This is a genomic window from Yinghuangia seranimata, assembly GCF_029953285.1.
Classification (GTDB): Bacteria; Actinomycetota; Actinomycetes; order Streptomycetales; family Streptomycetaceae; genus Yinghuangia; species Yinghuangia seranimata.
In genome coordinates this window covers 152,642-177,159 of the sequence record NZ_JASAOI010000028.1, presented here as the reverse complement: position 1 = coordinate 177,159, position 24,518 = coordinate 152,642, and the positions used below count along the sequence as shown (strand labels likewise).

Genomic DNA, 24,518 nt, shown 5'->3' with positions numbered 1-24,518 from the left:
TGAAGGGGGAGTGCGGCGGTGGGAAACCCCGAGCACGATGAGGAATGGGACAGCTGGCGGCTGCGCCTGATGGACTACGGCATCGGCATTGTGATCGCGTTGATCGTCACGCCGGTGCTGGGTTTCGCCGTGCTCCTGGCCGTCTCCGGCACCTTCCGCGACCTCGTCCTGCACTGAGCGCGCGCGGCGGATCTTAGGCGTCGAACCGGAGTTCTTCCACCCGTTCGGCCTAACGGCAGGCAGGATTCCGGTTGTTGCCCGCCATTCCCGGGATTGTTTGTAAATTCCGGGCGGAACATCTGTTCCCTCAGCGGACCCAGGGGATACGTTTCCGCGCAACGTCCCCGCGCGTCTCGCACCACGCCCACCATCCCACGGGGCACACGTGTGTGCAGGCACGCCCGATTTGCCCAGGAAAGGTAGTGAATGACGCACCGTCACCTCGGCCGGGCCCTGACCGCCACTCTGGCGGGCTTCGCGCTGGTCGGCCTTGCGGTAACCCCCGCGGCCGCCCACCCGCACGACGACGCCAAGCTCGGCGACATGGTCGCCAAGAAGGTCACGGCGGACAAGATACTGAAGCACCTCAAGGCACTTCAGAAGATCGCGGACAACAACAACGGCACGCGCGTCGCCGGCTCCCCCGGGCACAACGCCTCGGCGGACTACGTCGACGAGGCGCTGTACGACGCCGGCTACCTGGTCACCCGCCAGGAGTTCGAGTTCACGTACACCGAGACGCTGGCCGAGACCCTCAAGGTCGTTTCGCCGGCGCCCTCGGACGTGCCGATCAAGGTCATGTCGTACTCGCCGTCCACCCCGGTCGGCGGCATCACCGGGCAGATCGCGGTGGTCCCCGCCGACGACGCCGACGCGACGTACGGCTGCGACCCGGCCGACTACGCGACCGGCAACTACGCCGGGAAGATAGCGCTCATCAAGCGCGGCGGCTGCACGTTCGCCCAGAAGCAGGCCACCGCGGCCGGCGCCGGCGCCATCGCCGCGGTCATATACAACCGCGTCCCCGGCGACCTCAACGGCACGCTCGGAGACCCGGCGGCGGGCATCGTCCCGACCGGCGGCATCACCCAGGAGGCCGGTGAGGCGCTCGCCGCCCAGGCCGCCTCCGGACCGGTCACGATCACGCTCGAACTGCGCCAGCTGCGCGAGCAGCGCAAGACCACCAACGTCATCGCCGAGTCCAAGTGGGGCGACGAGGACAACGTGGTCATGGCCGGCGCGCACCTCGACTCGGTCGCCGCGGGCCCGGGCATCAACGACAACGGCTCCGGCAGCGCCGCGCTGATCGAGGCCGCCATCCAGCTCGGCAAGATCGAGGACCGGCCGGCCAACAAGCTGCGCTTCGCGTGGTGGTCGGGCGAGGAGTTCGGACTGCTCGGCTCGCAGGCGTACGTCGACTCGCTCGCGCCCGCCGACCAGCGCAAGATCGCGCTGTACCTGAACTTCGACATGATCGCGTCGCCGAACTCCGCCGAGTTCGTGTACGACGGCGACGACTCGGACCACGCGGGCTCGCCCGCAGGCCCGGCCGGCTCCGCCGAGATCGAGGCGTTCCTCAACGGCTACCTCGACAACAAGGGCAAGCCGCACGAGGGCACCGACTTCGACGGCCGCTCCGACTACGGGCCGTTCATCGCCGTGGGCGTCCCCTCCGGCGGCACCTTCACCGGCGCCGAGGGCGTCAAGACCGCCGACCAGGCCGCGAAGTTCGGCGGCACGGCGGGCGTCGCGTACGACAAGTGCTACCACTCGGCGTGCGACACCTACGCGAACCTCGACAAGAACTACCTCGAGCTCAACGGCAAGCTCATGGGGTACGCGCTCGGCACGTTCGCCAACAACACGCACATGGTCAACGGCGACAACGACGGCAACCCGGGCCTCCCGCCGACGCTCCGCGCGGCCAAGGCCCCGGCGGCCGCGGCGGCCGGGGACCACGTGGCCGAGTGACCGACCGCGCAGCCGCACCACGCACCGCGCACGTGAACGACCCGCCTGACGATTCAGGCGAACCTGACTGATCCGACTGATCCGACTGATCTGACTGATCGACAGATCGCGACGGGAAACCGCCGCGGCCGCCCCAGGTGACCGGAAGCCGACCTTCCCGGCATGTGCCCTGTCACCTGGGGCGGACAGTCAGTAAAGTGACGGCCGGTATTCAGATGGTGGCAGCTGACGGTGGCATGAGTCGGGGGACTTGTCATGGCCGATCAACCGACCCCTGGGCAGGGTCCCGGAACGACTCCCACGCCGGGAGCGACCGGCGGACCGGGAGGACCCGGGGGACCCGGCGCGCCCAAGCCGGTCACCACCCCGTCGCCCGTGCCCGGACGTCCCGTCAGCGACCCGCACCTGCTCACCGGCCGAACGCCCGGCGACGGCCGGTCGTTCCAGGTGCACCCCGAGATGCTCCAGCCCGCCGCCGCCCGCGCCGAGGACGCCGCCGACCTGATGCTGGGCCTCTCCTTCGGCCTCGCCGTCGCGCCGCACACCGGCCCGCTCGGCCTGCGCACCGAACGCGCCGCCTCCGACATCGCCGAGGCGTGGGGCCGCGAGATCGGCGCGATATCGGCCGCCGCCACCGCCTGCGCGGAGAAGATCCGGCTCACCATGCGCGCCTATCTCGAAGCCGAGGCCCGCAACACCGCAGACGCCCGATAGGCGCACCGGCATGATCACCTTCGAGGCGTTGGAGAACGCCCGTTTCGACGGCCTCCGCGCGCACGCCGGGGTCTGGTCCGGCACCATGCACCGACTCGACGACCTGGCCCGCGACTTCGAGTACGGCGTCTGCGCCGGCACCGAGGCGGCGGGCTGGACCGGCGACGCCGCGGGCCTTGCCGACGCCGAACTGGAGACCGTGCTGCGGCGCATCCGCGTCGCGGGTGTCGAGGCCCGCAGCATCGCCGCGGAACTCGACTTCGCCGTCGACGAGTTGGCCGGCGCACAGACCAGGCTGTTCAGCGAGATGTACAGCGCGCTGCGCGACGGCGTCTCGGTCACCGGGCAGGGCGAGCGGTTCACCGTCACCGAGGCCGTCCCGAACGCCGCACCGCGCGACCCCGCGACCGAACTCGCCTGGAAGCACAAGATCGAGGACTACACCCGGCGGGTTCAGGCCATCCTCGACCAGGCCGCGGACGCCGACGCGCGACACAGCGCCGCGCTGGCCCGGCTGTCGCCGTTCGAGGTCGCGTCCGCCGACGACGCGGCGTGGAAGAACGCCGCCGAGGACCTGTCGCGCACGTTCGCGTTCCTCGACCCGACGCAGGCCGCGGCGTGGTGGACGTCCCTCAGCGAGGCCAAACGCCGCACGTACCTCGCGGAGTTCGGTCCGCAGATCGGCGGCATGGACGGCATCCCGTGCACGGTGCGCGACGAGGCCAACCGCACCACGCTCAGCGCGCGCCTGGCCGTCCTGGCACCGCTCATCGCCGGCGGCACCGCCACCTACGCCCAGAAGCGCGAGTGGGACAACCTCCGCGCCATCCAGAACGCCCTGGCCACCGACCCGAACCGGCCGCCCGAAAGCCGGCTCCTGCTCCTGAAGTTCGGCAACCGGGCACGCGACGGCGAGGTCGTGATCGCGGTCGGCAACCCCGACACGGCGGCGAGCACCGCAGTGTTCGTGCCGGGGGTCAACGCGACCGTCTCCGGCAAACTCGACGAACACCTGGCCCGCACCACGCGGTTGCAGACCGCGTCCGACCGCCTCACCCGCGACGAGCCGGGCGACGCGGCCGCCGTCCTGTGGCTCGACTACGACGCGCCCGAGGCGACCTGGACCGGCTTCAGCAGCAGCCTCGGCCCCTCCCGGGCCGAGGAAGGCGCCAACCGCCTGGGCCAGTTCGTCGACGGCGTCCGCGCGACGGCCCCGCAGGGGGGACGTGTCACCGTCACCGGCCACTCCTACGGCTCCGACGTCGTGGCCTACGCCGCCCGGACGGACAAGGGCCTCGCCGCGAACGACATCATCCTGATCGGCAGCCCGGGCGTTCACGTGGACAAGGCCGCGGACCTCCACATGAACCCCGACCACGTCTTCGTCGAACAGGCCGACGCGGACTTCATAGCCCCGGCCGGCGGCATGGTCCACGGCCGCCTCCCGAGCGACCCGGCCTTCGGCGCCACCCGCCTCCCGACCAACCCCGGCGGCCACTTCAGCTACTGGGACCTGAACCCGGACCAGTCCCCGGAAGAGAGCTTGGCGGCCCAGGCGAGAGTGACGATGGGCTTCTACGACACGGCGAAGCCATGACGAGACCAGGCCGCGAACTCGCGCCGCGCGAAGCGCCGGGGTGCGGCGGCGCCGGTGCCGCACCGGAGGTCGGGCCCGCGGGCGTCGTGCCGGGCGTCGGCGGCGGCTTCGCCGCGCCGGGCGCCTCCGGCGGGTACGACGCCCCCGACGTCCCCGTGCTCTCCGTCGACGACGCACGCGCGGCCGGCTACCGGCTGCTGCGCGGGTTCTTCGACGCCGCCGGGGCGGCCTCCTCGCTCGGGGCCGTCGAGCTTCAGGCCGGGCCGTGTGACGACGAAGGGACGCCGCATCCCTGGCGTGAGGGGTACTACAACCTCTGGGCCGCCGGTGCCTTCGCCGCTCCGCGCGGGGATCCGCGTACCGCGTTCACCCGGATGTACGAGCACGCGGTCGGATGCGGCTTCGCCGTCACCGGCTACGCCAACCCTGACGCGGCCCCCGCCGGCAACGGGCCGTTCGACGCGTGGCTGCTGATGGGCGCGATCCCCGTCGAACACGGGCACACGTTCCGGGTCTTCAGCGGTCGTCCCCAGACCCGCGTCGAGGTGTGGATCACCAGCTCGTGCCGCCGGGCCGTGCGGCGGACCGAGGAGCGGAGGCCGTTCAGCCTTCCGGGGCTGCTGCCCGTCCTGCCGCCGAGCGCGCCGGTGTGGCCGAGCGCGCCGCCGCCTCCCCCGGCTCACACGCTCGTTCGAGCCAAGCGCACAGGCGACTGCACCACGTCGGCGACGACCGCCCCGCAGCCGCGCGCCGTCCGCGACGTGCTCGGCTGAGACCGTCACCCGCACGCGGGCGCGGCACCGGGAGCACCCGATGCCGCGCCCGTCGCGCTGCGGATGCCGCTACCTCAGCGGGAGACCGTCCGCGACGCCCTCTCCGTCCTCCGGAACGGCGATGAGCCCGAGCTCCGCAGGTGAGGCCAGCAGGGTGTGCGCCGGCATCACTCGCACGGAGTACCCGAACGGACCCGTTCGGTCCAGCGCGAGCGAGCCCTCGTACAGCCACCGGCCGTGCTCGTCGCGTCGCACCGGCTTCAGCGGGGCGACCGCGCCGTCCACGATCGCGTCGGAGCCGTCGACCCGTCCGTGCACGACCTGCACCTCGACGTCGGACGGCCGCAGCTCGCCCAGCGAGACGAAGACCCGCAGGTCGAGCGTGTTGCCGACCTCGGGGGCGTCTCCTATCCCGCCGGACTCCACATGGTCGACCCGCACCTGCGGCCACGACCCGCGGACCTCGGCCTTCCAGTGCGCGATCGTCTTCGCCCCGGCCAGGTCGTCCGCGGCCATCGCCCGGGCCGCCAGCGCGGCGGGGGCGTACAGCGTGTTGACGTAGTCCTTGACCATGCGGGACGCCAGCACCTTCGGGCCCAGCGAGACCAGCGTGTGCCGGACCATTTCCAGCCAGCGGCTCGGCAGTCCGTCGGTGCCGCGGTCGTAGAAGCGGGCGGCGACGTTGTGCTCGACGAGGTCGTACAGCGCGTTGGCCTCGAGGTCGTCGCGCCGGTCGGGGTCCTCGACGCCGTCGGCGGTGGGGATGGCCCATCCGTTCGAGCCGTCGTACCACTCGTCCCACCACCCGTCGAGGATCGACAGGTTGAGGCACCCGTTGAGCGCGGCCTTCATGCCCGACGTGCCGCACGCCTCCAGCGGCCGCAGCGGGTTGTTGAGCCACACGTCGCAGCCGGGGTAGAGGTGCTGCGCCATGGCGATGTCGTAGTCCGGCAGGAAGACGATGCGGTGCCGCACGTCCTCGCCGTCGGAGAACTTGACGAGCTCCTGCACGAGCCGCTTGCCGCCCTCGTCGGCGGGGTGCGCCTTGCCGGCCACGACGATCTGGATGGGCCGGGTGGGGTGCAGCAGGAGGCCGCGCAGCCGGTCCTGGTCGCGCAGCATGAGCGTCAGGCGCTTGTACGACGGGACCCGGCGGGCGAACCCGATGGTGAGGATGTCCGGGTCCAACGCGTGCTCGGTCCAGCCGAGTTCGGCGTCTCCCGCGCCGCGCTGCTTCCACGACGCGCGCAGCCGGGCACGGGCCTCGGTGACCAGCTTCGCGCGCAGGGTGCGGCGCAGCTCCCACACCGACCGGGCGGGGATCTGCTCGATGGCGGACCAGCCGTGCGCCTCTTCGGTGAGCTGGTGCCCGATCTCCCGGGCGGCCAGGTCGAGGACGTCGCGGTCCACCCAGGTGGGTGCGTGCACCCCGTTGGTGATGGAGCCGATCGGCACCTCTTCGGCGTCGAATCCCGGCCACAGGCCGGCGAACATGCCCTGGCTGACGTGCCCGTGCAGCTCGCTGACGCCGTTGGCGCGCTGTGCGAGCCGCAGGCCCATGACGGCCATGTTGAACACGCCGGGTTCGCCGCCGGGGAAGGTCTCGGCGCCGAGCGCGAGCACCCGGTCGACGGGCACCGCGGCGTTGGCGTTGTCGCCGCCGAAGTGCCGGGCGATCAGTTCGCGGTCGAACCGGTCGATGCCGGCCGGGACGGGCGTGTGGGTGGTGAAGACGGTGCCGGCGCGGACCGCTTCGAGGGCGGCGTCGAAGTCGAGGCCGTCGCTCTCGTGGAACTCGCGGATGCGTTCGACGCCGAGGAACCCGGCGTGGCCCTCGTTGGTGTGGAACACCTCGGGGCGCGCGTGGCCGGTGAGCGCGCAGAACTCGCGTACGGCGCGGACGCCGCCGATGCCGAGCAGCATCTCCTGGTGCAGCCGGTGCTCGCTGGTGCCGCCGTACAGCCGGTCGGTCACCTCGCGTTCGAACGGCTCGTTGTCCTCGATGTCGGAGTCGAGCAGCAGCAGCGGGACCCGGCCGACCTGGGCCTTCCAGATGCGCGCGTGGAGTTCGCGGCCGCCGGGCAGGCCGATGAGGACGCGCGCGGGGTCGCCGTCGGGCCGCCGCAGCAGGGTCAGCGGCAGCTCGTTGGGGTCGAGCAGCGGGTAGCGCTCCTGCTGCCAGCCGTCCCGGGACAGCGACTGGCGGAAGTAGCCGTGCTTGTAGAGCAGGCCGACGCCGATGATCGGCACGCCGAGGTCGCTGGCCGCTTTGAGGTGGTCGCCGGCCAGGATGCCGAGACCGCCGGAGTACTGCGGCAGGGCCGCGGTGATGCCGAACTCCGGGGAGAAGTAGGCGATCGCGGCGGGTGCCGCGTCCGGTGTCGTACCGGGTTCGGGGAGCGACTGGTACCAGCGGGCCCCGGTGAGGTAGTGGTTCAGGTCCTCGGCGGCCACCGTCAGGCGGGCCAGGAATCTGCGGTCCTCGGCGAGTGCGGCCAGTTTGTCGGTCGGCACCGCGCCGAGCAGTCGGACCGGATCCTGGCCGACGGCGGCCCAGGTCTCCGGGTCGATGGATTCGAACAGGTCGCGGGTCTCCGCATGCCAGGACCAGCGGAGGTTCATCGCGAGCTCGCCCAGCGGCTCCAGTGGAGCGGGCAGAACCGTGCGCACGGTGAATCGGCGGATTGCTCTCACAGCCATCAGACCCTAGCCGGAACCCGGCATGACTTGCGACAGTGGATGCGTTGTGTTTGCAGGGATGGCAAGATCTTGCAGCAGCGCCCGAGGTACGCCCATCGGGCGGCGGCCGCGCGGCACTTGCCGGGCGGTACGCCCATCGGCATGCACAACGGGATGCCCAACGGAACGGCCGTCGGAGCTCTCCGGGCGGGGTCCGCCGGCCGAAACGGCGGCGGAGCTTCCGGCAATCGGCGTATTCCGCTGGTCATTCCGCGGTAATTGCGCCGTTTGGACCGTGCCCGCCCCCCGTCGTGATCGTTGAATGAGCGCGTCCCCTCGCCCTCCTCTGCGCGGGTGAGTGCACGTGTCGCAGTCGCCGTAACCGGGCAGTCGAGCAGGAGCGTGGGCATGGGCAGTGCGGCCAGGAAGCGTCCGGGCGGGACGGTCCGATCCCCTCGCGAGACCTCCGTCCCTCCCAAGGCGGCCACCGGGAAGCCCCGTTCCGGCGGCGCCGCATCCGCCGCAAAACGAGCCGTTTCCGTCCCCACCGCAGCAGGACCGGAGCCGATGATCGGTCGCATTCCCATCCTCGACGTGCAGCCCCTCGTCGACTGCGGCACGCGCCCCGCGCGCTGTGTCGTCGGCGAGGCGTTCGAGATCAGCGCCACGGTGTTCCGCGAAGGACACGACGCGGTCAACGCCAACCTCGTGCTGCGCGACCCGCGCGGCCGGGCGGGCGCGTTCCTGCCGATGACGCCGGGCGCGCCGGGCACGGACCGCTGGCACGCCGAGGTCACGGTGGCCGCCGAGGGCATGTGGTCGTACGCGGTGGAGGCGTGGAGCGACCCGGTCGCGACCTGGAAGCACGCGGCCGGCATCAAGGTCCCGGCCGGCCTGGACACCGAGTTGATGCTCGAAGAGGGCGCACGGCTGTTCGAGCGTGCCGCCGAAGGGGTGGCGAAGCGCGGCCGCGGCGTGGTCCTGGAAGCGGTCGACACGCTGCGGAACGAGGCGCTGGACCCGCAGGAGCGGCTGGCCGGCGCGTTCACCTCGGCGGTCACCGCGGCACTGGCCGCGCACCCGCTGCGCGACCTGGTGACGTCCAGCGCGCGGTTCCCGCTGCAGGTCGAGCGCCAGCGTGCGCTGTTCGGGTCGTGGTACGAGTTCTTCCCCCGTTCGGAGGGTGCCGAGGTCGACCCGGCGGGTGTGCTGCCGCCGCGGTCGGGCACGTTCCGGACCGCGATGGAGCGGCTGCCGGCGATCGCCGCGATGGGCTTCGACGTCGTCTACCTGCCCCCGATTCACCCGATCGGCAGCGCGTTCCGCAAGGGGCCGAACAACTCGCTCGACGCCGGCCCGCACGACCCCGGCTCGCCGTGGGCGATCGGCTCACCCGAGGGCGGGCACGACGCCGTGCACCCGGACCTGGGCACCCTCGAGGACTTCGACGCGTTCGTCGCGCGCGCCCGCGAGCTGCGCATGGAGGTCGCCCTCGACTTCGCGCTCCAGGTCTCCCCCGACCACCCGTGGGTCCAGAAGCACCCCGAGTGGTTCACCCGCCGGGCCGACGGCTCGATCGCGTACGCCGAGAACCCGCCGAAGAAGTACCAGGACATCTACCCGGTCAACTTCGACGAGGACTTCAACGGGATCGTCCGCGAGACCCTGCGCGTGCTGCGCTTCTGGATGGCGCACGGCGTGCGGGTCTTCCGCGTCGACAACCCGCACACCAAGCCGGTGAACTTCTGGGCGAAGGTCATCGGGGAGGTCAACGGCCGCGACCCCGACGTCATCTTCCTGGCCGAGGCGTTCACCCGTCCGGCGATGATGCACACGCTCGCGAAGATCGGCTTCCAGCAGTCCTACACGTACTTCACGTGGCGCACCGGCAAGGCCGAGCTGCAGGAGTACCTGACCGAGCTGTCCGGGGACGCGGCCGCGTACATGCGTCCGAACTTCTTCGTGAACACCCCGGACATCCTGCACGCGTCGCTGCAGTACGGCGGCCCCGCGGCGTTCAAGATCCGCGCGCTGCTGGCCGCCACGCTGTCCCCGACCTGGGGCGTGTACTCCGGTTTCGAGCTGTTCGAGCACCTCGCGGTGGCACCGGGCAGCGAGGAGTACCTGGACTCCGAGAAATACCAGTACCGGCCCAGGGACTGGGCCGCGGCGGAGCGCGAGGGGCGGACCCTGGCCCCGTACCTCACGACGCTCAACCGGGTGCGGCGGCACCATCCCGCGCTGCAACACCTGCGAAACCTGAAATTCCATCACACCGACAACGATGCGGTGATGGCCTTTTCGAAGCGGACCCGCACGGGTGACGCGGAGGATCTCGTAGTAGTGGTCGTCAACCTCGACCCGCACGCGGTCCATGAGGCCACGGTGTCCCTCGACATGCCCTCCCTCGGGATGGACTGGCAGGACGCCTTCCCGGTGCACGACGAGTTCACCGGGGCGAGTTACCGCTGGGGGCAGCACAACTACGTGCGGCTCGACCCGGCACTCGAACCCGCGCATCTCTTCTCGGTCCGGAGGAACAACCCGTGATCGTCAATGAACCCATCTCCGACACCTTTGACGACACCCCGCGCAGCCGGCGCGACCCGCTGTGGTTCAAACGCGCCGTCTTCTACGAAGTCCTCGTCCGTTCCTTCCAGGACAGCAACGGCGACGGCTGCGGCGATCTGAAGGGCCTGACCGCCAAGCTCGACTATCTGCAGTGGCTCGGCGTCGACTGCCTGTGGCTGCCGCCCTTCTTCGCCTCGCCGCTGCGCGACGGCGGCTACGACGTCGCCGACTACACCGCGGTGCTCCCGGAGTTCGGCGACCTGGCCGACTTCGTGGAGTTCGTCGACGCGGCGCACAAGCGCGGCATGCGCGTCGTCATCGACTTCGTCATGAACCACACCAGCGACCAGCACATGTGGTTCCAGGAGTCGCGCAACAACCCGGACGGCCCGTACGGCGACTACTACATGTGGGCCGACGACGACAAGCAGTACCCCGATGCCCGCATCATCTTCGTCGACACCGAGACCTCCAACTGGACCTACGACCCGGTCCGCAAGCAGTACTACTGGCACCGGTTCTTCAGCCACCAGCCCGACCTGAACTACGAGAACCCGCGCGTCCAGGAAGAGATGCTCGCGGGGCTGCGGTTCTGGCTCGACCTCGGCATCGACGGCTTCCGCCTCGACGCGGTGCCCTACCTGTTCGCGCAGGAAGGCACCAACTGCGAGAACCTGCCCGCCACCCACGAGTTCCTGAAGCGGGTGCGCAAGGAGATCGACGACAAGTACCCGGACACGGTGCTGCTCGCCGAGGCCAACCAGTGGCCCGAGGACGTCGTCGACTACTTCGGCGACGGCGACGAGTGCCACATGGCGTTCCACTTCCCCGTCATGCCGCGCATCTTCATGGCGGTGCGCCGCGAATCGCGGTACCCGGTCTCGGAGATCCTGGCCGGCACCCCGTCGATCCCGCTGAACTGCCAGTGGGGCATCTTCCTGCGGAACCACGACGAGCTGACGCTCGAGATGGTCACCGACGAAGAGCGCGACTACATGTACTCGGAGTACGCCAAGGACCCGCGGATGCGCGCCAACGTCGGCATCCGCCGCCGCCTCGCGCCGCTGCTCGACAACGACCGCAACCAGATCGAGCTGTTCACCGCGTTACTCCTGTCGCTGCCGGGCTCGCCGGTCCTGTACTACGGCGACGAGATCGGCATGGGCGACAACATCTGGCTCGGCGACCGCGACGGCGTGCGCACCCCGATGCAGTGGACCCCCGACCGCAACGCGGGCTTCTCCGCGTGCGACCCGGGCCGCCTGTACCTGCCGACGATCATGGACCCGGTCTACGGCTACCAGGTCACCAACGTCGAGGCCCAGATGAGCAGCGCCTCGTCGCTGCTGCACTGGACCCGCCGGATGATCGAGGTGCGCAAGCAGAACCCGGCCTTCGGCCTCGGCGTCTACAACGAACTCGCCTCGTCCAACCCGTCGGTGCTCGCCTTCCTGCGCGAGTACGAGGACGACGTCGTCCTGTGCGTGCACAACTTCTCGCGGTTCGCCCAGCCGACCGAACTGGACCTGCGCCAGTTCGAGACCTACCAGCCCGTCGAGCTGCTCGGCGGAGTGACGTTCCCCGCGATCGGCGAACTCCCGTATCTCCTGACGCTCGCGGGGCACGGTTTCTACTGGTTCCGACTCACCCGGGGAGCGCGAACGCTGTGAACGAGCCCACCCGACCCCAGGACCTGCACGGCATCCCTGTGGACGCCGTCTGCGGACAGCTGCTGCCGTGGCTGCCGCGGCAGAGATGGTTCGCCGGCAAGGGCCGCGCGATCCGAGGGGTCGAGGTGGTCTCCGCGGTCCCGGTGGTCCGCGGCGACCCGGCGATGGTGCACCTCGTGCTCGCGGTCGAGCACGAGGTGCCCGCCGAGGCCTCCCAGAAGACGGACCACTACCAGTTACTCCTCGGCGTGCGCCGCCGGCGGGTCGAGCGGCTCGACTACGCGACGATCGGCCGCGTCCGCGGCGGCGCGCACGACGGCGCGGTGCTGTACGACGCGGCCCACGACCCCGAGCTGACCCGCTGGCTGCTGGAACGGTTCGCCGCCGCGGCACCCGGCACCCCCGAGGCCGCCGGCCCGCTGGTCTTCCACCGGTACGCCGAACGCGCCCCGCGCACCGAACTGGCCGGACTCGTGCACGGCGCCGAGCAGTCCAACACGTCGATCGTGTTCGGCGACGACGTCATCCTCAAGCTGTTCCGGCGGCTCACCCCCGGGGTCAACCCGGACCTGGAGCTGTGCCTGGCGCTCGCCGACGCGGGGTCGCGGCGGGTGCCGCAGCCGGTGGCGTGGTTCGAGGCCGGGTTCGGCGGCGAGACCACCACGTTGGGCCTGGTCCAGGAGTACCTGCGCACCGGGACCGACGGGTGGGAGCTGGCCAAGACGTCCGTCCGCGACCTGTACGCCGACCAGGACCTGTGCGGACTCGGCGGGGCCGGGCTGGACGCGCTGCGCGCCCACGAGGTCGGCGGCGACTTCGCCGGCGAGTCGTTCCGGCTCGGCGTCGCGACCGCAGAGGTGCACGCCGACCTCGCCCGCACGCTGCCCACCGAGATCGCCGGTGAGGACGAACTCGGCGCGCTGGCCGAGCAGATGAGCCGACGCCTCGACGCGGCCGTGGACACCGTCGCGGAGCTGGCGCCGTACGCGGACCGGCTGCGCGACGCGTACGTCGACCTCGCCGCGCTCGGCCGCGAGGACCACCCCGTGCCGTTGCAGCGCATCCACGGCGACTTCCACCTCGGCCAGGTCATGCGCACCGCGACCCGCTGGGTGCTGATCGACTTCGAGGGCGAACCCGCCCAACCGCTCGTCGAACGCCGCGCCGTGCACTCGCCGCTGCGCGACATCGCCGCGATGCTGCGCTCCTTCGACTACGCCGCCCGCCACCTGCTCGCCGAACGCCGCGCGGGCGGCGCCGGCGCCCCCGCCCCGCATCTCGTGCGCCGCGCCGAGGAATGGGCGGCGCGGAACCGGGAAGCGTTCTGCGCGGGGTACGCCAAGGCCGGATCGGTCGATCCGCGCAACGAACCGGTGCTGCTGCGCGCGTTCGAGACCGACAAGGCCGTGTACGAGGTGGTCTACGAGTCCGGCAACCGGCCGACCTGGCTGCCGGTTCCCATGTCCGCGATCCGCAGGCTCGCCGACCGCGCACCGCAGCACCACTAGTGCTCCCGTCCCGCAGCACCCCTTGGAGGTCAACGACGTGACGCCCACTCACACGGTGGACCCCCTCGAGCCCGCGAAGCGCAGCACCGTCGCCACGGGTTCGGGGACACCCAACGACAACAACCACAAGCAGGCGCGCGACGACGACAAGGACGAGCGGCCGGCGGCCGAGGCCCGCGGCGGCGCGGAGGCCGCCGGGAAGGTCACGGCTGCCGGAAAGGTCGCGGCCGACGGCGGTGCCGCGCCGGACGCGTCGCCGGCCGTGCGCCTGCCCGCCGCGCCCCCGCTGGACGCGGACGACCTGCGCCGCCTCGTCGACGGCGCGCACTACGACCCGCACTCGCTGCTCGGGCCGCATCCCGAGGGCGGCGAGGACGGTGAGGACCCCGACGGCGTCGTGCTGCGTGTGCTGCGTCCCTGGGCCGAGCGGGTCGTGGCGGTCACGGAGAACGCGCGCTACGAGCTGGTGCACGAGGCCGAGGGGCTGTTCACCGGCCTCCTCCCGACGGAGAAGGTCCCGGACTACCGGCTGGAGGTCACGTACGAGGGCGCCGTCGTCGCGACGGACGACCCGTACCGCTTCCTCCCGACGATCGGCGAGTTCGACCTGCACCTGATCAGTGAGGGCCGGCACGAGAAGCTGTGGACGGTGCTGGGCGCGCACGTCCGCGCGTTCGAGACGCTGGGCGCGACGGTGACCGGCACGTCCTTCGCGGTGTGGGCGCCCAACGCGCGCGGTGTGCGGCTGGTCGGCGACTTCAACTACTGGGACGGCACCGGGCATCCGATGCGGTCGCTGGGATCGTCCGGCGTGTGGGAGCTGTTCGTCCCGGACATCGGCGACGGCGCCAAGTACAAGTTCGAGATCTTCGGACGCGACGGGCACCTGCGCCAGAAGGCCGACCCGATGGCGTTCGCGACCGAGGTGCCGCCGATGACGGCGTCCGTCGTGAACACGTCGTGGTACTCCTGGAACGACGAGGCGTGGATGACCGCGCGCCGCGACCGGGCCCACCACGCGCTGCCGATGAGCGTGTACGAGGTGCACCTGGGGTCGTGGCGGCCCGGCCTGTCGTACCGCGAGGTCGCCGAACAACTCCCCTCGTACGTAAGCGACATGGGCTTCACGCACGTCGAGTTCCTGCCGGTCGCCGAGCACCCCTTCGGCGGCTCGTGGGGCTACCAGGTGACCTCCTACTACGCGCCGACCTCGCGCTTCGGGACGCCGGACGAGTTCCGGCACCTCGTCGACGCGCTGCACCAGGCCGGCGTCGGCGTGATCGTGGACTGGGTGCCGGCGCACTTCCCCAAGGACGCGTGGGCGCTGGCGCGCTTCGACGGCACGCCGCTGTACGAGCACCCCGACCCGCGGCGCGGCGAACACCCCGACTGGGGAACGCTGGTCTTCGACTACGGGCGGCACGAGGTCCGCAACTTCCTGGTGGCGAACGCGGTCTTCTGGGCCGAGGAGTTCCACATCGACGGCCTGCGCGTGGACGCCGTCGCCTCGATGCTCTACCTCGACTACTCGCGCGAGGGCGGCGACTGGGCGCCGAACGCCGAGGGCGGACGCGAGAACTGGGACGCCGTCAGCTTCCTCCAGGAGATGAACGCCACCGTCTACCGGCGCGCCCCCGGCATCGTCACCATCGCCGAGGAGTCGACGGCGTGGGACGGCGTCACCCGGGCGACCTCCCACGGCGGCCTCGGCTTCGGGCTGAAGTGGAACATGGGCTGGATGCACGACTCCCTGGAGTACATCCAGAAGGAGCCCATCCACCGCCAGTACCACCACAACGAGATCACCTTCTCGCTGATGTACGCGTGGAGCGAGAACTACGTGCTGCCGATCAGCCACGACGAGGTGGTGCACGGCAAGCAGTCCCTGCTGCACAAGATGCCGGGCGACCGGTGGCAGCAGATGGCCAACGTGCGCGCGTACCTCGGCTTCATGTGGTCCCACCCGGGCAAGCAACTGCTCTACATGGGCACCGAGTTCGCCCAGGACGCGGAGTGGTCGGAGGCGCACGGCTTGGACTGGTGGCTGCTGGAGCACGCCGAACACCAGGGCGTCCAGCGGCTCGTCCGCGACCTGAACACGCGGTACGCGGCCGAGCCGGCGCTGTGGACGCAGGACACCACCCCGGACGGCTTCACCTGGATCGACGGCGGCAACGCGGCGGACAACCTGCTGTCGTTCATCCGCCACGGGTCCTCCGGCGAACTCCTTGTCGCGATCTGTAACTTCTCCCCCGTCGTCCGCAACGACTTCGGCATCCAGCTCCCGCGCGGCGGCAACTGGCGCGAGACGCTGAACACCGACGCGGACATGTACGGCGGCAGCAACGTGGGCAACATGGGAACCGTCGTCGCCGACGCCTCGGGCCACGCGACCCTCACCCTGCCCCCGCTCGCCACGCTGTGGCTGACCCCTGAGGGCTGACCTGTCGTACGCGCGGCGGTCGCCGGGGGCGAGGAACGTCGACGGAGAAATCCGTTCGGCGACCCCCGCCCCCGGCAACTAGCCTTTCGGTGACCGCACAGTCGTCGAAGGGACCGCGCCATGGCCGACACACTCCAGGACTTCACCGGCACCACCGTCCTGGTCTGCGACGCCGACGGCGCGGCGATCACGTCCGAGCAGGACGCGCTCGACCTCATCGGTTCGACGATGTTCACGGGCGCCGAGTGGATCGCCCTGCCGGTGTCGCGACTCCCGGACGCCTTCTTCGACCTCCGCACCCGCCTGGCGGGCGAGGTCGCCCAGAAGTTCGTGAACTACCGGCTCGGCCTGGCCGTCATCGGCGACATCGCCCACCACGCCGCGGCGAGCACGGCCCTCGCGGACTTCGTCCGCGAGACCAACAAGGGCCCGCACCTGTGGTTCCTCGACTCGATCGAGACCTTCGGGACGCGCCTGGCCGCCTGACCCCGGGGGTCAGCTGCTGCGGGGCGGCACCAGCGCCCAGGCCGTGAACGGCGCGGGCGTCTCGTAATCGTTCGGCGCGTCGCCGACGATCCACAGGCCGATCCCGCCCGGCCCCGCCGCGGCGGCGTTGAGCTGGCTCGCGCCGTGCGGCATTTCCAGGTGCCGCGGGGTGTCCCCGGGCCAGGCCGGCAGCGTCAGGCCGTAGGCGTGCGGACCGTACTGCGGGTCCATGCTGTAGCCGACGCCGACGGGGCCGGTCGCCGTGAAGGCCACGTCTTCCAGCTGCGCGCCGGAGTCCTGGGGAAGGGGCATGCGCTGCCACGCCGTGCCGTCCCACCGGAACGCGGCGGGCTCGCGCGGGGTGCCGAGCGCGGTGTAGAAGCCCACCGCCCAGGTCCCGAACACCGGGCTGGTGCGCACGTGTTCGAACCAGGCGTTCCGGTCGGGCGAGATCGGGGTCCGGGTCCACGTCCGGCCGTCGTAGTGCACCGCGAGGTTCCCGACGCCGACGAGCCACACGTCGTTCGGCGACACGGCGCTGATGCTCGACACCCAGTAGCGGGACCAGGGCGCGTCGCCGGTGTCCGCCTTGAGGTCCATGTCGGTCCATGCCCGGCCGTCCCAGTGGCGCACGGCCGCCTTGGTCGAACCGTCCTCGTTCTGGCTGAATCCGGTGGCCCACACGTCGTTCGGTCCGGTGGCGGCGACGGCGTTCAGGCCGCCGGGGACAGTGGCCGCGTCGGACGTCCGCCATGCCGTGCCGTCCCAGTGGGTGATGAGCTGGTGCTCCTGGCCACCGCCCTGCCAACTTCCGACCGCCCACGCGTCGCGCGCGTTGAGCGCCACGACCCCGTCGAGACGGGCGTCTTCGGCCCCCGGCGGCAGCGGCACCTCGTCGACGGTCCACGCCTGGCCGTTCCAACGCGCCGCCAGCGGCTGGAACACCAGGTCCCGGCCGGTGCCCGCGAAGCCGAACCCCACGGAGAACGCCGCCCCGCCGGCCGTACTGACCGACTGAACTCCCGCGCGCTGCACCGGAATCCCACCGATGTGCCACGCGTCCAGCGTGCCGCCCTCGCCTGGCGCACCGGCCGCCACGACGACACCGGTCGCGGGGGCGGGCGCCGCTCCCGCCGTCCCCGGTGACGCCATGGGCAGTACGCCCACGACGGCGCAGGCCACCACGGCGGCGAGCGGCCGGGCCCGGCTCCCGGCCGCCTTTGTCGGCCGCCGCCCGCTCAGCGCCTTCAAGATCGTCACATCAGCCTCCATCCGAAACGCGACCGGAACTCGGCCGCCTCTCCTGAGACCTGGTGACTCACGCGGAAGGTTGAGAGCGGGCCGGCCTGCGTCCGTCAGGCCGACTCCTCTGTGTCGGTCAGGAACCGGATCCGGAACGGCGCCGCCAGCAGCTCGTCCAGGACGCCGACGACGTGCTTGAAGTGCGGCGTCGTGAAGTGGAAGTCGAGCGCGGCCCGGTCGTCCCACTCCTCGACGATGACCATGCGCTCCGGGCGGTTCGGGTCGACGTACGGCTCGTACCCGATGCACCCGGGCTCGGCGACGGACGGCTCGATCATGGCTTCGAGAGCGGTGCGCAGGTCGTCCTCGCGGCCGGCCTTGGCCTCGAACGCGGCGATGACGGTCAGGGTCATGTCTGTTTCCTCTCAGGGAAGTTCAGAGAGCCGCATCCGCGCGCCCTCCTTCGTCTGAGAGAGATCCTGCTGCCCCGCCGCCCCCGCACCCAGGGCCGAGCCTTGCCCTCCCACCCGCGAACCTGGGTCCACCAGAACCCCCATAAAATGATGATCATGGACGGCAGAGCTGAACTCGGCGCGTTCCTCCGCTCGCGGCGCGCCCGCCTCAAGCCCGAGGAGGCGGGCCTGGACACGTACGGCGACCGGCGCCGCGTACCGGGCCTGCGCCGCGAGGAACTGGCGCGGCTGGCGGGCGTGAGCGTCGACTACTACGTCCGGTTCGAGCAGGGCCGCACCGACTCGGTCTCCGACGCCGTGGTCGACGCGGTCGCCACCGCCCTGCGCCTGACGGACGCCGAACGCGCCCACCTCCACAACCTCGCCCGCGCGATCGGCCGCCGCCCCGCGACCCCGTCCACGGCCGCACAGACCCCGACGCCGGGCCAACTCCGCCTACTCGCGGCCATGTCCGACGTCCCGGCGTACCTCGTCGGCCGCCGCACCGACATCCTGGCCTGGAACCCGCTCTACGCCGAACTCATCGGCCCGCTCGACACGATGCCGCCCGAGCGCCGCAACACCGCGTGGCTGGTCTTCCTCGACGCCGACGTACGCGCCCGCTACGTCAACTGGGACGTCAAGGCCCGGAACGTCGTCGCCTACCTCCGACGCGACCTCGGCCGCCACCCGGACGACCCGGCGTTCACCGCCCTGATCGACGAACTCACCGACGCCAGCCCCGAGTTCCGCAAGCTCTGGGCGGAGCAACAGGTCGCCGACCGCACCGGCGGCGACTACCACATGCGCCACCCCGCAGCCGGCGAACTCCACCTCTCCTTCGAGAGCTTCACCTCCACCGCCGACCCGGACACCAGCCTGATCACCTACACCGCCGAACCAGGCTCCCCCACCGAAACAGCCCTCCGCCGCCTCGCCGCACAGCCGTAGCCGCCCCCCACCGAGCCACCGCGCCCGCCCCGCAACCCGAGGGACTTTCACCGCGAACCGGCCAACCCGGCCGGCGGCCCGGAACCGGCCAACCCGGCCGGCGGCCCGGCCCACCGCTGACGATCGGCGTGCGACAACGAACGGCGGCCCGGAGCCATATGGGCTCCGGGCCGCCGGTTCACTGCGGGTTTTGTGCCTGCTAGGAGGCCTTCTCGTCGCGCATCGTCATGTCGGGGATGACCAGGGTCGCCCCCGTCTGGCCCGCTTGGCGGACCGTGACGTTCGTGAAGAAGGCCACCGGCACGTTGAGCGGGGGCGGGCTGCTCGGCGTGAACTCGATCGGGATCAGGCCGAACAGGTTGCCCTTGAGGCTCTCGGTGTAGAAGGTGACCGTGCCGTCCTTCATGTACGACTTGACGTTGTTCGTCGAGAAGACATGGATCCGGTTCCCGTACTGGTCGACCGGCGAGGTCATGTCCAGGTTCCAGATGTCGACGCCGGCGCTGACCTCGAACTTGAGGACCGGCTTCGTCTTGCCGCTGCCCGTGGTGACGTTCACGACGCCCTTGTAGTCCATGCCGGCCATGGCGAGCAGGCTGGTCTTGAGGATCCACGGCTCGTCGGGCAGGACCGGGTCGCCGGAGGTGGCCGCCTTCGCCTTGATCGGGCCCTCGGCCGGGCACGGGTAGGGCGGCTTCGTTCCGGTGGACGTCGGCTTCGGCGTGGCGGTCGACGGCTTGTCGGTCGTCGGTGCCGTCGTGGCCCCCGGCTGCGGCGCCTGGGTGGTCGGCGCGGTCGGGGTGGTCGTCGCCGGGTCCGCCGCGGCCTTGGGCGCCGCGGGGGCGCCGCCGGTCGCGGGCGGCGGTGTCGTTCCGGTCGTTCCCGCCGTCGCCGACTTCGGCTGGAGCAGGTCGGACAGGATCGGCACCGACTTCAGCGGGTCGAGCAGACCGGGCTTGGTCGTCGTCGGCGTGGCGGCGGGCGCGTTCGGCGCCTTGGCCGCGGTCGTCGACGAACCGGCGGCAGGGGTGGCGGGTGCCACCGGCTGCTGCGTGGCGTTCGGCGCGGCGGGTGCGGTCGACGACGGCTTCGTCGAGGTCGCACCGCCGGACGGGACGCCCGCGGTCGGCGACGCGCTCACGCACGGCCCGTCTGCAAACGGGTTCGGCGGCAGCGGGTCGCTCGGGCTGCCCATGGGCAGCAGCGCGGCGACCATGGCCACCGTCGGGATTCCGGCGAAGGCGGTGAACTTCGCCGCTCCGCTCAGCGTGCGCGCGGAGCTGTCCAACACGTCCTGGGTGCTGCCGGGGCGGCTAGACGCCGACCCGGCCGACGGTTCCCCCAGGCCGACACCGCCCTCGGCGGCGCCGGCCTTCGCCGCGCCGGCGGCCTCCGGTGCCTCGGTGGGCGGCGGGACGAAGATCCCGAGCCCTTCGTTCGGCTGCTCGATCAGCTCAGGACCGCCGTCCCCGGCGCCGCCCTTGGGCTCCGCCGGATCCGCACCGTCGTCCTCCGCCTCGTCGTACGTCCAGGCGATGGCGAGCGTGCCGCCGATCGTGACGAACAGCAGGCCCATGAAGAACCCGCCGAGGTTGGAGGTGATGAACGAGATGAAGCCGCACACCAGGGCGATCACGCCCGCGTAAACCCGGAACTGCGGCTGGACCCAGATCATGATCGCCAGCAGGATCAGGACGCAGCCGATGATCGCCGAAGCCGCGCCGGCCATCGTCTGCATCGCGACGCTGACGTTGCCTATCTCCAGCGTGGCGTACGGGAAGTACAGGATCGGCACCGAACCGAGCAGGATGAAGAAGCCCGCCCAGAAGGGCCGCGAGTGACGCCACTCGTGGACCTTGCGGCGTTCCCGCTTGAACGGTCCGCGGAAACGCGGCCCGTCGGTCACCGCTGCGGCGGCCTCGGTCGGCTGCCCCGCCTCGGGTCGACGGGGCTCGCTCGGCTGGATGTTACTCACGAAGGCTCCAGATGGGGACGCCTGGGTCGAAGAACACTCCCGTAGGAGGTGGGCGGGGGCAGGGCCGCCACACACGAGGTGTGATGGCGACCCGCCCCCGCCGGCTTCCGGATCAGAAGCATTCCTGGTTGTCGAAGTTCACCGACAGGTCGAGGCTCGGCAGACGGAAGGTCTCCGCGCTGACCGCGTAGACGGTCTGGCGCGGGTGTTCCACGATGACCTTGTCGACCTGCTGGCCGAACATGCCAGGCTTCGGCGCGGTGCCCGCGAGCGGACCCTTGGTGGTCGCCTGCGCGTCGATGCCGATGTCGACGCCCTTGAACGTCGCGTCACCGGTCAGCTGCGCCAGGTCCGCGATCATGTTTTCGGCCGTGGCGGTGCCACCCGACTTGATGACCATGACCACGGAGTCGTGGCCCAGGATCGAGAACGGCAGCGGCACCTTCACCGACTGGCAGAGGTTGGTGAACTCGGCGTGCTGGAAGCCCGACAGGATGTTCGGCTTGGCGTCATCCTTGCCGCCCTTGGTGCCGGCCACGCTGCCGTACTGGACGACGTTGGTGGCCTCCATGTGGTCACCACTCACCTTGAACGCCGTGCCGGAGATCGCGAAGCTCATCGGGATCGCACCGTTGGCAGCAGCCATCGTGAGACCCGAGATGATCACCACGCCGGGCACAAGGGCGAGGCCGAAGCGCTTCCAACGCGTACGGCCGGCCTTGGACTTGGCCATGGTCCTCCTTAGGGACAGGTTCCTCTCCGTACGCGGGCCGGGGCGGCGTAGTTGCGCACGGCGGACACAAAGGACGACAACGAAGGCCCCCCTGCACGAGCGGGGCCGAGGAGGTCGTACCTGTCCCTTGAGCGAAGGACGGGCACGGACCTGGATGGGGAATGAGAGTCCACCGGACTCCCCGACCGGCTGCCGGGGTGCGCTGTTGAGAGATGGACCGAGCGGGCCGATCGTTGCCCACTGTGGGCCTCGGCACAAGAGTCTTGTTACCGGCAAGTAGCCGACGAGAACACGTTCTTGCTACGCATTTTCGGGATTGGTGTTACCTGGAGTAATGCACCTCTCCCCAGGGTGTCCCGTTTGTGGGTTTTTACGACGAGTGGCGGCGACCTCGAGCGAACCCTTCGCAACCGAATCGCAACTGAGTCAAAGATTTGCAAAGACTCCAGGTGGACACGCGCGAAACACGGTGAAAACAAAGATCCCCGCCACCTTCCGCGAACATCACGGAGGGTGGCGGGGATCGCCAAGCCAACAAGGCGACAAAGCCGCCGGAGACGGACCGAAGGTGCGCCGGAAAGGGACGTGGAGACAGGCTCCGGACGGACCTAGAAGAGCACGCTGGTCAGCGCCGCCCGCGCCTTCACCACGCGCGGGTCGTCCGAGCCGATCACGTCGAAGAGGCCGAGCAGGTGCAGGCGCGCCTTGTTGCGGTCGTCGCCCGCCGTGCGCCGCACCGTCTCGACAAGTCGACCGAACGCGTCCTCGACGTGCCCGCCCGCGAGGTCGAGGTCCGCCGCCAGCGCCTGCGCGTCGACGTCCGTCGGCCGGTCGGCGGCGTTGCGCCGCACCTCGGCCGGGTCGACGTCCTGCGTGCGCAGGATCAGCTCGACCTGCCCGAGCGCCAGCTTCGCCTCGGTGTGCGCCGGATAGTCGGTCAGCACGTTGCGGTACGCCTGCGCCGCGCCCGCGAAGTCGCCCGCGTCGAGCGCAGCCTCGGCCGCGGCCAGCAGCGGGTCGCCGGCCGGCTCGGCGTCCTCGTCCTCGGACTCGGCGCCGCCCGGCGCGCCGCCCTGAAGGCCCGTCAGCCCGAAGCGCTGCTCGCCGACCTGGATCAGCTGGTCGAGGATCTGCCGCAGCTGCTCGGCCTGCGGCGCCGCGCGGTCGAACATCGGCGCGAGCTGGCCGGCGATGACCGCGACCGCGGCGGGGAGGCCCTGGACACCGGCCTGCGTCACGAGCTCCTGGGCGAGCTGCGGCGAGGCGTCGATGTCGAGACGGGCGAGGACGAAGCGGCCGGCGTATTCGGCGGCCAGCTGGTCGAAGACCTCACCGACCTCGATGCTGTGCGGCGAGCGCTGCGAGGAGAACTCCAGCACCACGGGGGCCTGCTGGGACAGCGCGAGGACGGAGTCGAAGTTCGCGTCCGTGAGGTCGAAGACGAATCCCCCCGCGGGGGCCCCTCCGCCCGCGGCGCCCTGCGGCGCGCTCGCCGCCCGGGCCGCCCGCTGCGCGGCGGCCTCGGTGGCCGCCTTGACCGCGCCGAGGTCGACGACCCCGCGCATCGACATGTTTCGTGGCTGCATAGGCCTATCTTCCCCCGTGCGCCACCTGTGCGGTGCACGGGTCGGCCCCGTTCACCCCACAAGCGGTCCGGCGCCCGTTCCGCCGCCGTCCCGCCGGTCTGCGGGAGGCGCCGCGGAGTGCGCGCCGGTCGTGCGTACCGATGTCGGGTGCTCGAATCCCCATCCAGGCACCGTGATTCGCTACGACCCGTAGCGTAACGGCAGAACGGGCGTCGGCCGCAAGGGGGGTTCGTCCGATTTCAAGAGGTTGAGGGGTGTGACATGCCTCACCGGCGCAGGGTGGCTTGTCGCCCGCCACACACATCGGGTGTCATGTGACGGCGGTCACCGCCGATGACGATACTTGCCAGTAACCTGACGGCCCGTACCGAGTCCCCCGCCGGAGTCACCACTCCCCCGCACCGTGTCGAGGTCCCGTTGAGCGAGAACGGCAACGCCGCGGCGGCCCGCAAAGGCCGGCCGCGGAGCTCGACGGCCGACGACGCCATCCTGTCGGCGACCCGCGCGCTGCTCGCCGACCGCGGCTGGGCGTCGCTGACCATCGGGGACGTCGCGGTGCGCGCGGGCGTCGCCAAGACCACCCTCTACCGGCGCTGGGCCTCCAAGCAGGAGCTCGTGATGGCCGCCGTCGCCGACATGCTCGACTCGCTCGAACTGCCCGACGACGGCGACCTGCGCTCCGACATGGAGTCGGTCGTACGGCAGTTCGCCGCCCTGCTCACCCGGCCCGAGATGCAGACCGCGCTGATGGGCCTGGTCGCCGACTCGACACGTGACCCCGAGCTGCGGCGCCGGGTCCGCGAGGCCATCGTCGACCCGCAGAAGCGCCTCGTCGTCGAGGGTCGCGCGCGGGCCCGGGCGCGCGGCGAGACGACGGCGGCCGACGCGATCGACGTCGACCTCGTCTTCGACGTGATCTCCGGCACCGTGGTCCAGCACATGCTGGTCAGCGCGGAGCCGGCCGGGGAGGAATGGGTCAGCCGGTTCGTCGCGTTCGTCACGGCCGGCCTCGTGGGCCTCGGCCCGGACTGGGGTTCGGAGCCCGCCGCGCCGCGGAGTGCCGCGGAGGCCTGAAACCGCCCCTCCCGACAGCACGAAGCCCCCGCCGCGGCGGGGGCTTTCGCGTCAGAACACCAGCGTCAGAACACCGGCGTCAGGACATCAGGG

The 24,518-nt window shown here is 71.2% G+C and carries 18 protein-coding genes; 12 read left to right on the top strand and 6 right to left on the bottom strand.

Annotated elements, in window-relative coordinates; genetic code table 11:
• Window positions 1-18: 18 nt before the first annotated feature.
• The 5 genes from QI554_RS19150 to QI554_RS19130 all read left to right on the top strand — a co-directional run bounded on the left by QI554_RS19150 (window position 19) and on the right by QI554_RS19130 (window position 5,055).
• Window positions 19-177: a hypothetical protein gene (locus tag QI554_RS19150; protein WP_281471302.1), complete on the top strand. Its 159-nt coding sequence runs from the start codon at window positions 19-21 to the stop codon at window positions 175-177.
• 249 nt (window positions 178-426) lie between these two features.
• A complete protein-coding gene (locus QI554_RS19145) occupies window positions 427-1,971 on the top strand; it encodes a M28 family metallopeptidase (RefSeq protein ID WP_281471300.1) in 1,545 nt (514 codons plus the stop codon).
• A 375-nt stretch (window positions 1,972-2,346) separates the two neighbouring features.
• Window positions 2,347-2,685 (top strand): hypothetical protein, encoded by a 339-nt coding sequence (locus QI554_RS19140; protein ID WP_281471298.1) that lies wholly within the window; start codon window positions 2,347-2,349, stop codon window positions 2,683-2,685.
• A gap of 10 nt (window positions 2,686-2,695) precedes the next feature.
• On the top strand, window positions 2,696-4,282 hold the full coding sequence (locus QI554_RS19135) for an alpha/beta hydrolase (RefSeq protein WP_281471297.1): 1,587 nt from the start codon (window positions 2,696-2,698) through the stop codon (window positions 4,280-4,282).
• Window positions 4,279-5,055 (top strand): hypothetical protein, encoded by a 777-nt coding sequence (locus QI554_RS19130; RefSeq protein WP_281471295.1) that lies wholly within the window; start codon window positions 4,279-4,281, stop codon window positions 5,053-5,055. Before QI554_RS19135 ends, QI554_RS19130 begins: the two co-directional genes overlap by 4 nt.
• A gap of 69 nt (window positions 5,056-5,124) precedes the next feature.
• Here the strand turns inward: QI554_RS19130 and glgP are convergent, their stop codons facing one another.
• Window positions 5,125-7,749: an alpha-glucan family phosphorylase gene (gene glgP / locus QI554_RS19125; protein ID WP_281471327.1), complete on the bottom strand. Its 2,625-nt coding sequence runs from the start codon at window positions 7,747-7,749 to the stop codon at window positions 5,125-5,127.
• A gap of 552 nt (window positions 7,750-8,301) precedes the next feature.
• Between glgP and QI554_RS19120 the strand changes: the two genes are divergently transcribed.
• From QI554_RS19120 to QI554_RS19100, 5 genes are all read left to right on the top strand, one after another.
• A complete protein-coding gene (locus QI554_RS19120; protein WP_281471294.1) occupies window positions 8,302-10,284 on the top strand; it encodes an alpha-1,4-glucan--maltose-1-phosphate maltosyltransferase in 1,983 nt (660 codons plus the stop codon).
• Window positions 10,281-11,975, top strand: a complete 1,695-nt coding sequence (gene treS / locus QI554_RS19115; protein WP_281471292.1) for a maltose alpha-D-glucosyltransferase — start codon at window positions 10,281-10,283, stop codon at window positions 11,973-11,975. Before QI554_RS19120 ends, treS begins: the two co-directional genes overlap by 4 nt.
• A complete protein-coding gene (locus tag QI554_RS19110) occupies window positions 11,972-13,483 on the top strand; it encodes a maltokinase N-terminal cap-like domain-containing protein (protein ID WP_281471290.1) in 1,512 nt (503 codons plus the stop codon). Before treS ends, QI554_RS19110 begins: the two co-directional genes overlap by 4 nt.
• A gap of 37 nt (window positions 13,484-13,520) precedes the next feature.
• A complete protein-coding gene (gene glgB / locus QI554_RS19105) occupies window positions 13,521-15,926 on the top strand; it encodes a 1,4-alpha-glucan branching protein GlgB (RefSeq protein ID WP_281471288.1) in 2,406 nt (801 codons plus the stop codon).
• 120 nt (window positions 15,927-16,046) lie between these two features.
• Window positions 16,047-16,412 carry a DUF4180 domain-containing protein gene (locus QI554_RS19100; protein ID WP_281471286.1) on the top strand — a complete coding sequence of 122 codons (366 nt, stop codon included), beginning with the start codon at window positions 16,047-16,049 and terminating at the stop codon, window positions 16,410-16,412.
• 9 nt (window positions 16,413-16,421) lie between these two features.
• Here QI554_RS19100 and QI554_RS19095 read toward each other — a convergent pair whose 3' ends face one another.
• Together QI554_RS19095 and QI554_RS19090 are read right to left on the bottom strand one after the other, a co-directional pair.
• On the bottom strand, window positions 16,422-17,672 hold the full coding sequence (locus tag QI554_RS19095; RefSeq protein WP_281471285.1) for a hypothetical protein: 1,251 nt from the start codon (window positions 17,670-17,672) through the stop codon (window positions 16,422-16,424).
• 95 nt (window positions 17,673-17,767) lie between these two features.
• Window positions 17,768-18,067, bottom strand: a complete 300-nt coding sequence (locus tag QI554_RS19090; RefSeq protein ID WP_281471284.1) for a putative quinol monooxygenase — start codon at window positions 18,065-18,067, stop codon at window positions 17,768-17,770.
• A 156-nt stretch (window positions 18,068-18,223) separates the two neighbouring features.
• Here QI554_RS19090 and QI554_RS19085 point away from each other — a divergent pair, with 156 nt between their 5' ends.
• Entirely contained in the window at window positions 18,224-19,057 is an 834-nt protein-coding gene (locus QI554_RS19085) for a helix-turn-helix transcriptional regulator (RefSeq protein ID WP_281471282.1), read from the top strand.
• Window positions 19,058-19,256: 199 nt separating this feature from the next.
• Here QI554_RS19085 and QI554_RS19080 read toward each other — a convergent pair whose 3' ends face one another.
• The 3 genes from QI554_RS19080 to QI554_RS19070 all read right to left on the bottom strand — a co-directional run bounded on the left by QI554_RS19080 (window position 19,257) and on the right by QI554_RS19070 (window position 23,351).
• Entirely contained in the window at window positions 19,257-21,032 is a 1,776-nt protein-coding gene (locus tag QI554_RS19080; protein ID WP_281471281.1) for a DUF6114 domain-containing protein, read from the bottom strand.
• 112 nt (window positions 21,033-21,144) lie between these two features.
• Window positions 21,145-21,765: a DUF6230 family protein gene (locus QI554_RS19075; protein WP_281471280.1), complete on the bottom strand. Its 621-nt coding sequence runs from the start codon at window positions 21,763-21,765 to the stop codon at window positions 21,145-21,147.
• A 608-nt stretch (window positions 21,766-22,373) separates the two neighbouring features.
• Window positions 22,374-23,351, bottom strand: coding sequence for a tetratricopeptide repeat protein (locus QI554_RS19070; RefSeq protein WP_281471278.1), 978 nt, complete (start codon window positions 23,349-23,351; stop codon window positions 22,374-22,376).
• 333 nt (window positions 23,352-23,684) lie between these two features.
• Here QI554_RS19070 and QI554_RS19065 point away from each other — a divergent pair, with 333 nt between their 5' ends.
• Window positions 23,685-24,425: a TetR/AcrR family transcriptional regulator gene (locus tag QI554_RS19065; RefSeq protein ID WP_281471277.1), complete on the top strand. Its 741-nt coding sequence runs from the start codon at window positions 23,685-23,687 to the stop codon at window positions 24,423-24,425.
• The last annotated feature ends 93 nt before the right edge of the window (window positions 24,426-24,518 follow it).

What these genes read in the sequence shown, in the direction of transcription:
- QI554_RS19145 (WP_281471300.1), top strand. Translation starts at nt 427, where the DNA reads ATGACGCACCGTCACCTCGGCCGGGCCCTGACCGCCACTCTGGCGGGC.
- QI554_RS19070 (WP_281471278.1), bottom strand. Translation starts at nt 23,351, where the DNA reads ATGCAGCCACGAAACATGTCGATGCGCGGGGTCGTCGACCTCGGCGCG.
- QI554_RS19100 (WP_281471286.1), top strand. Translation starts at nt 16,047, where the DNA reads ATGGCCGACACACTCCAGGACTTCACCGGCACCACCGTCCTGGTCTGC.
- QI554_RS19090 (WP_281471284.1), bottom strand. Translation starts at nt 18,067, where the DNA reads ATGACCCTGACCGTCATCGCCGCGTTCGAGGCCAAGGCCGGCCGCGAG.
- QI554_RS19085 (WP_281471282.1), top strand. Translation starts at nt 18,224, where the DNA reads ATGGACGGCAGAGCTGAACTCGGCGCGTTCCTCCGCTCGCGGCGCGCC.
- QI554_RS19130 (WP_281471295.1), top strand. Translation starts at nt 4,279, where the DNA reads ATGACGAGACCAGGCCGCGAACTCGCGCCGCGCGAAGCGCCGGGGTGC.
- QI554_RS19120 (WP_281471294.1), top strand. Translation starts at nt 8,302, where the DNA reads ATGATCGGTCGCATTCCCATCCTCGACGTGCAGCCCCTCGTCGACTGC.
- QI554_RS19065 (WP_281471277.1), top strand. Translation starts at nt 23,685, where the DNA reads ATGACGATACTTGCCAGTAACCTGACGGCCCGTACCGAGTCCCCCGCC.
- QI554_RS19075 (WP_281471280.1), bottom strand. Translation starts at nt 21,765, where the DNA reads ATGGCCAAGTCCAAGGCCGGCCGTACGCGTTGGAAGCGCTTCGGCCTC.
- QI554_RS19135 (WP_281471297.1), top strand. Translation starts at nt 2,696, where the DNA reads ATGATCACCTTCGAGGCGTTGGAGAACGCCCGTTTCGACGGCCTCCGC.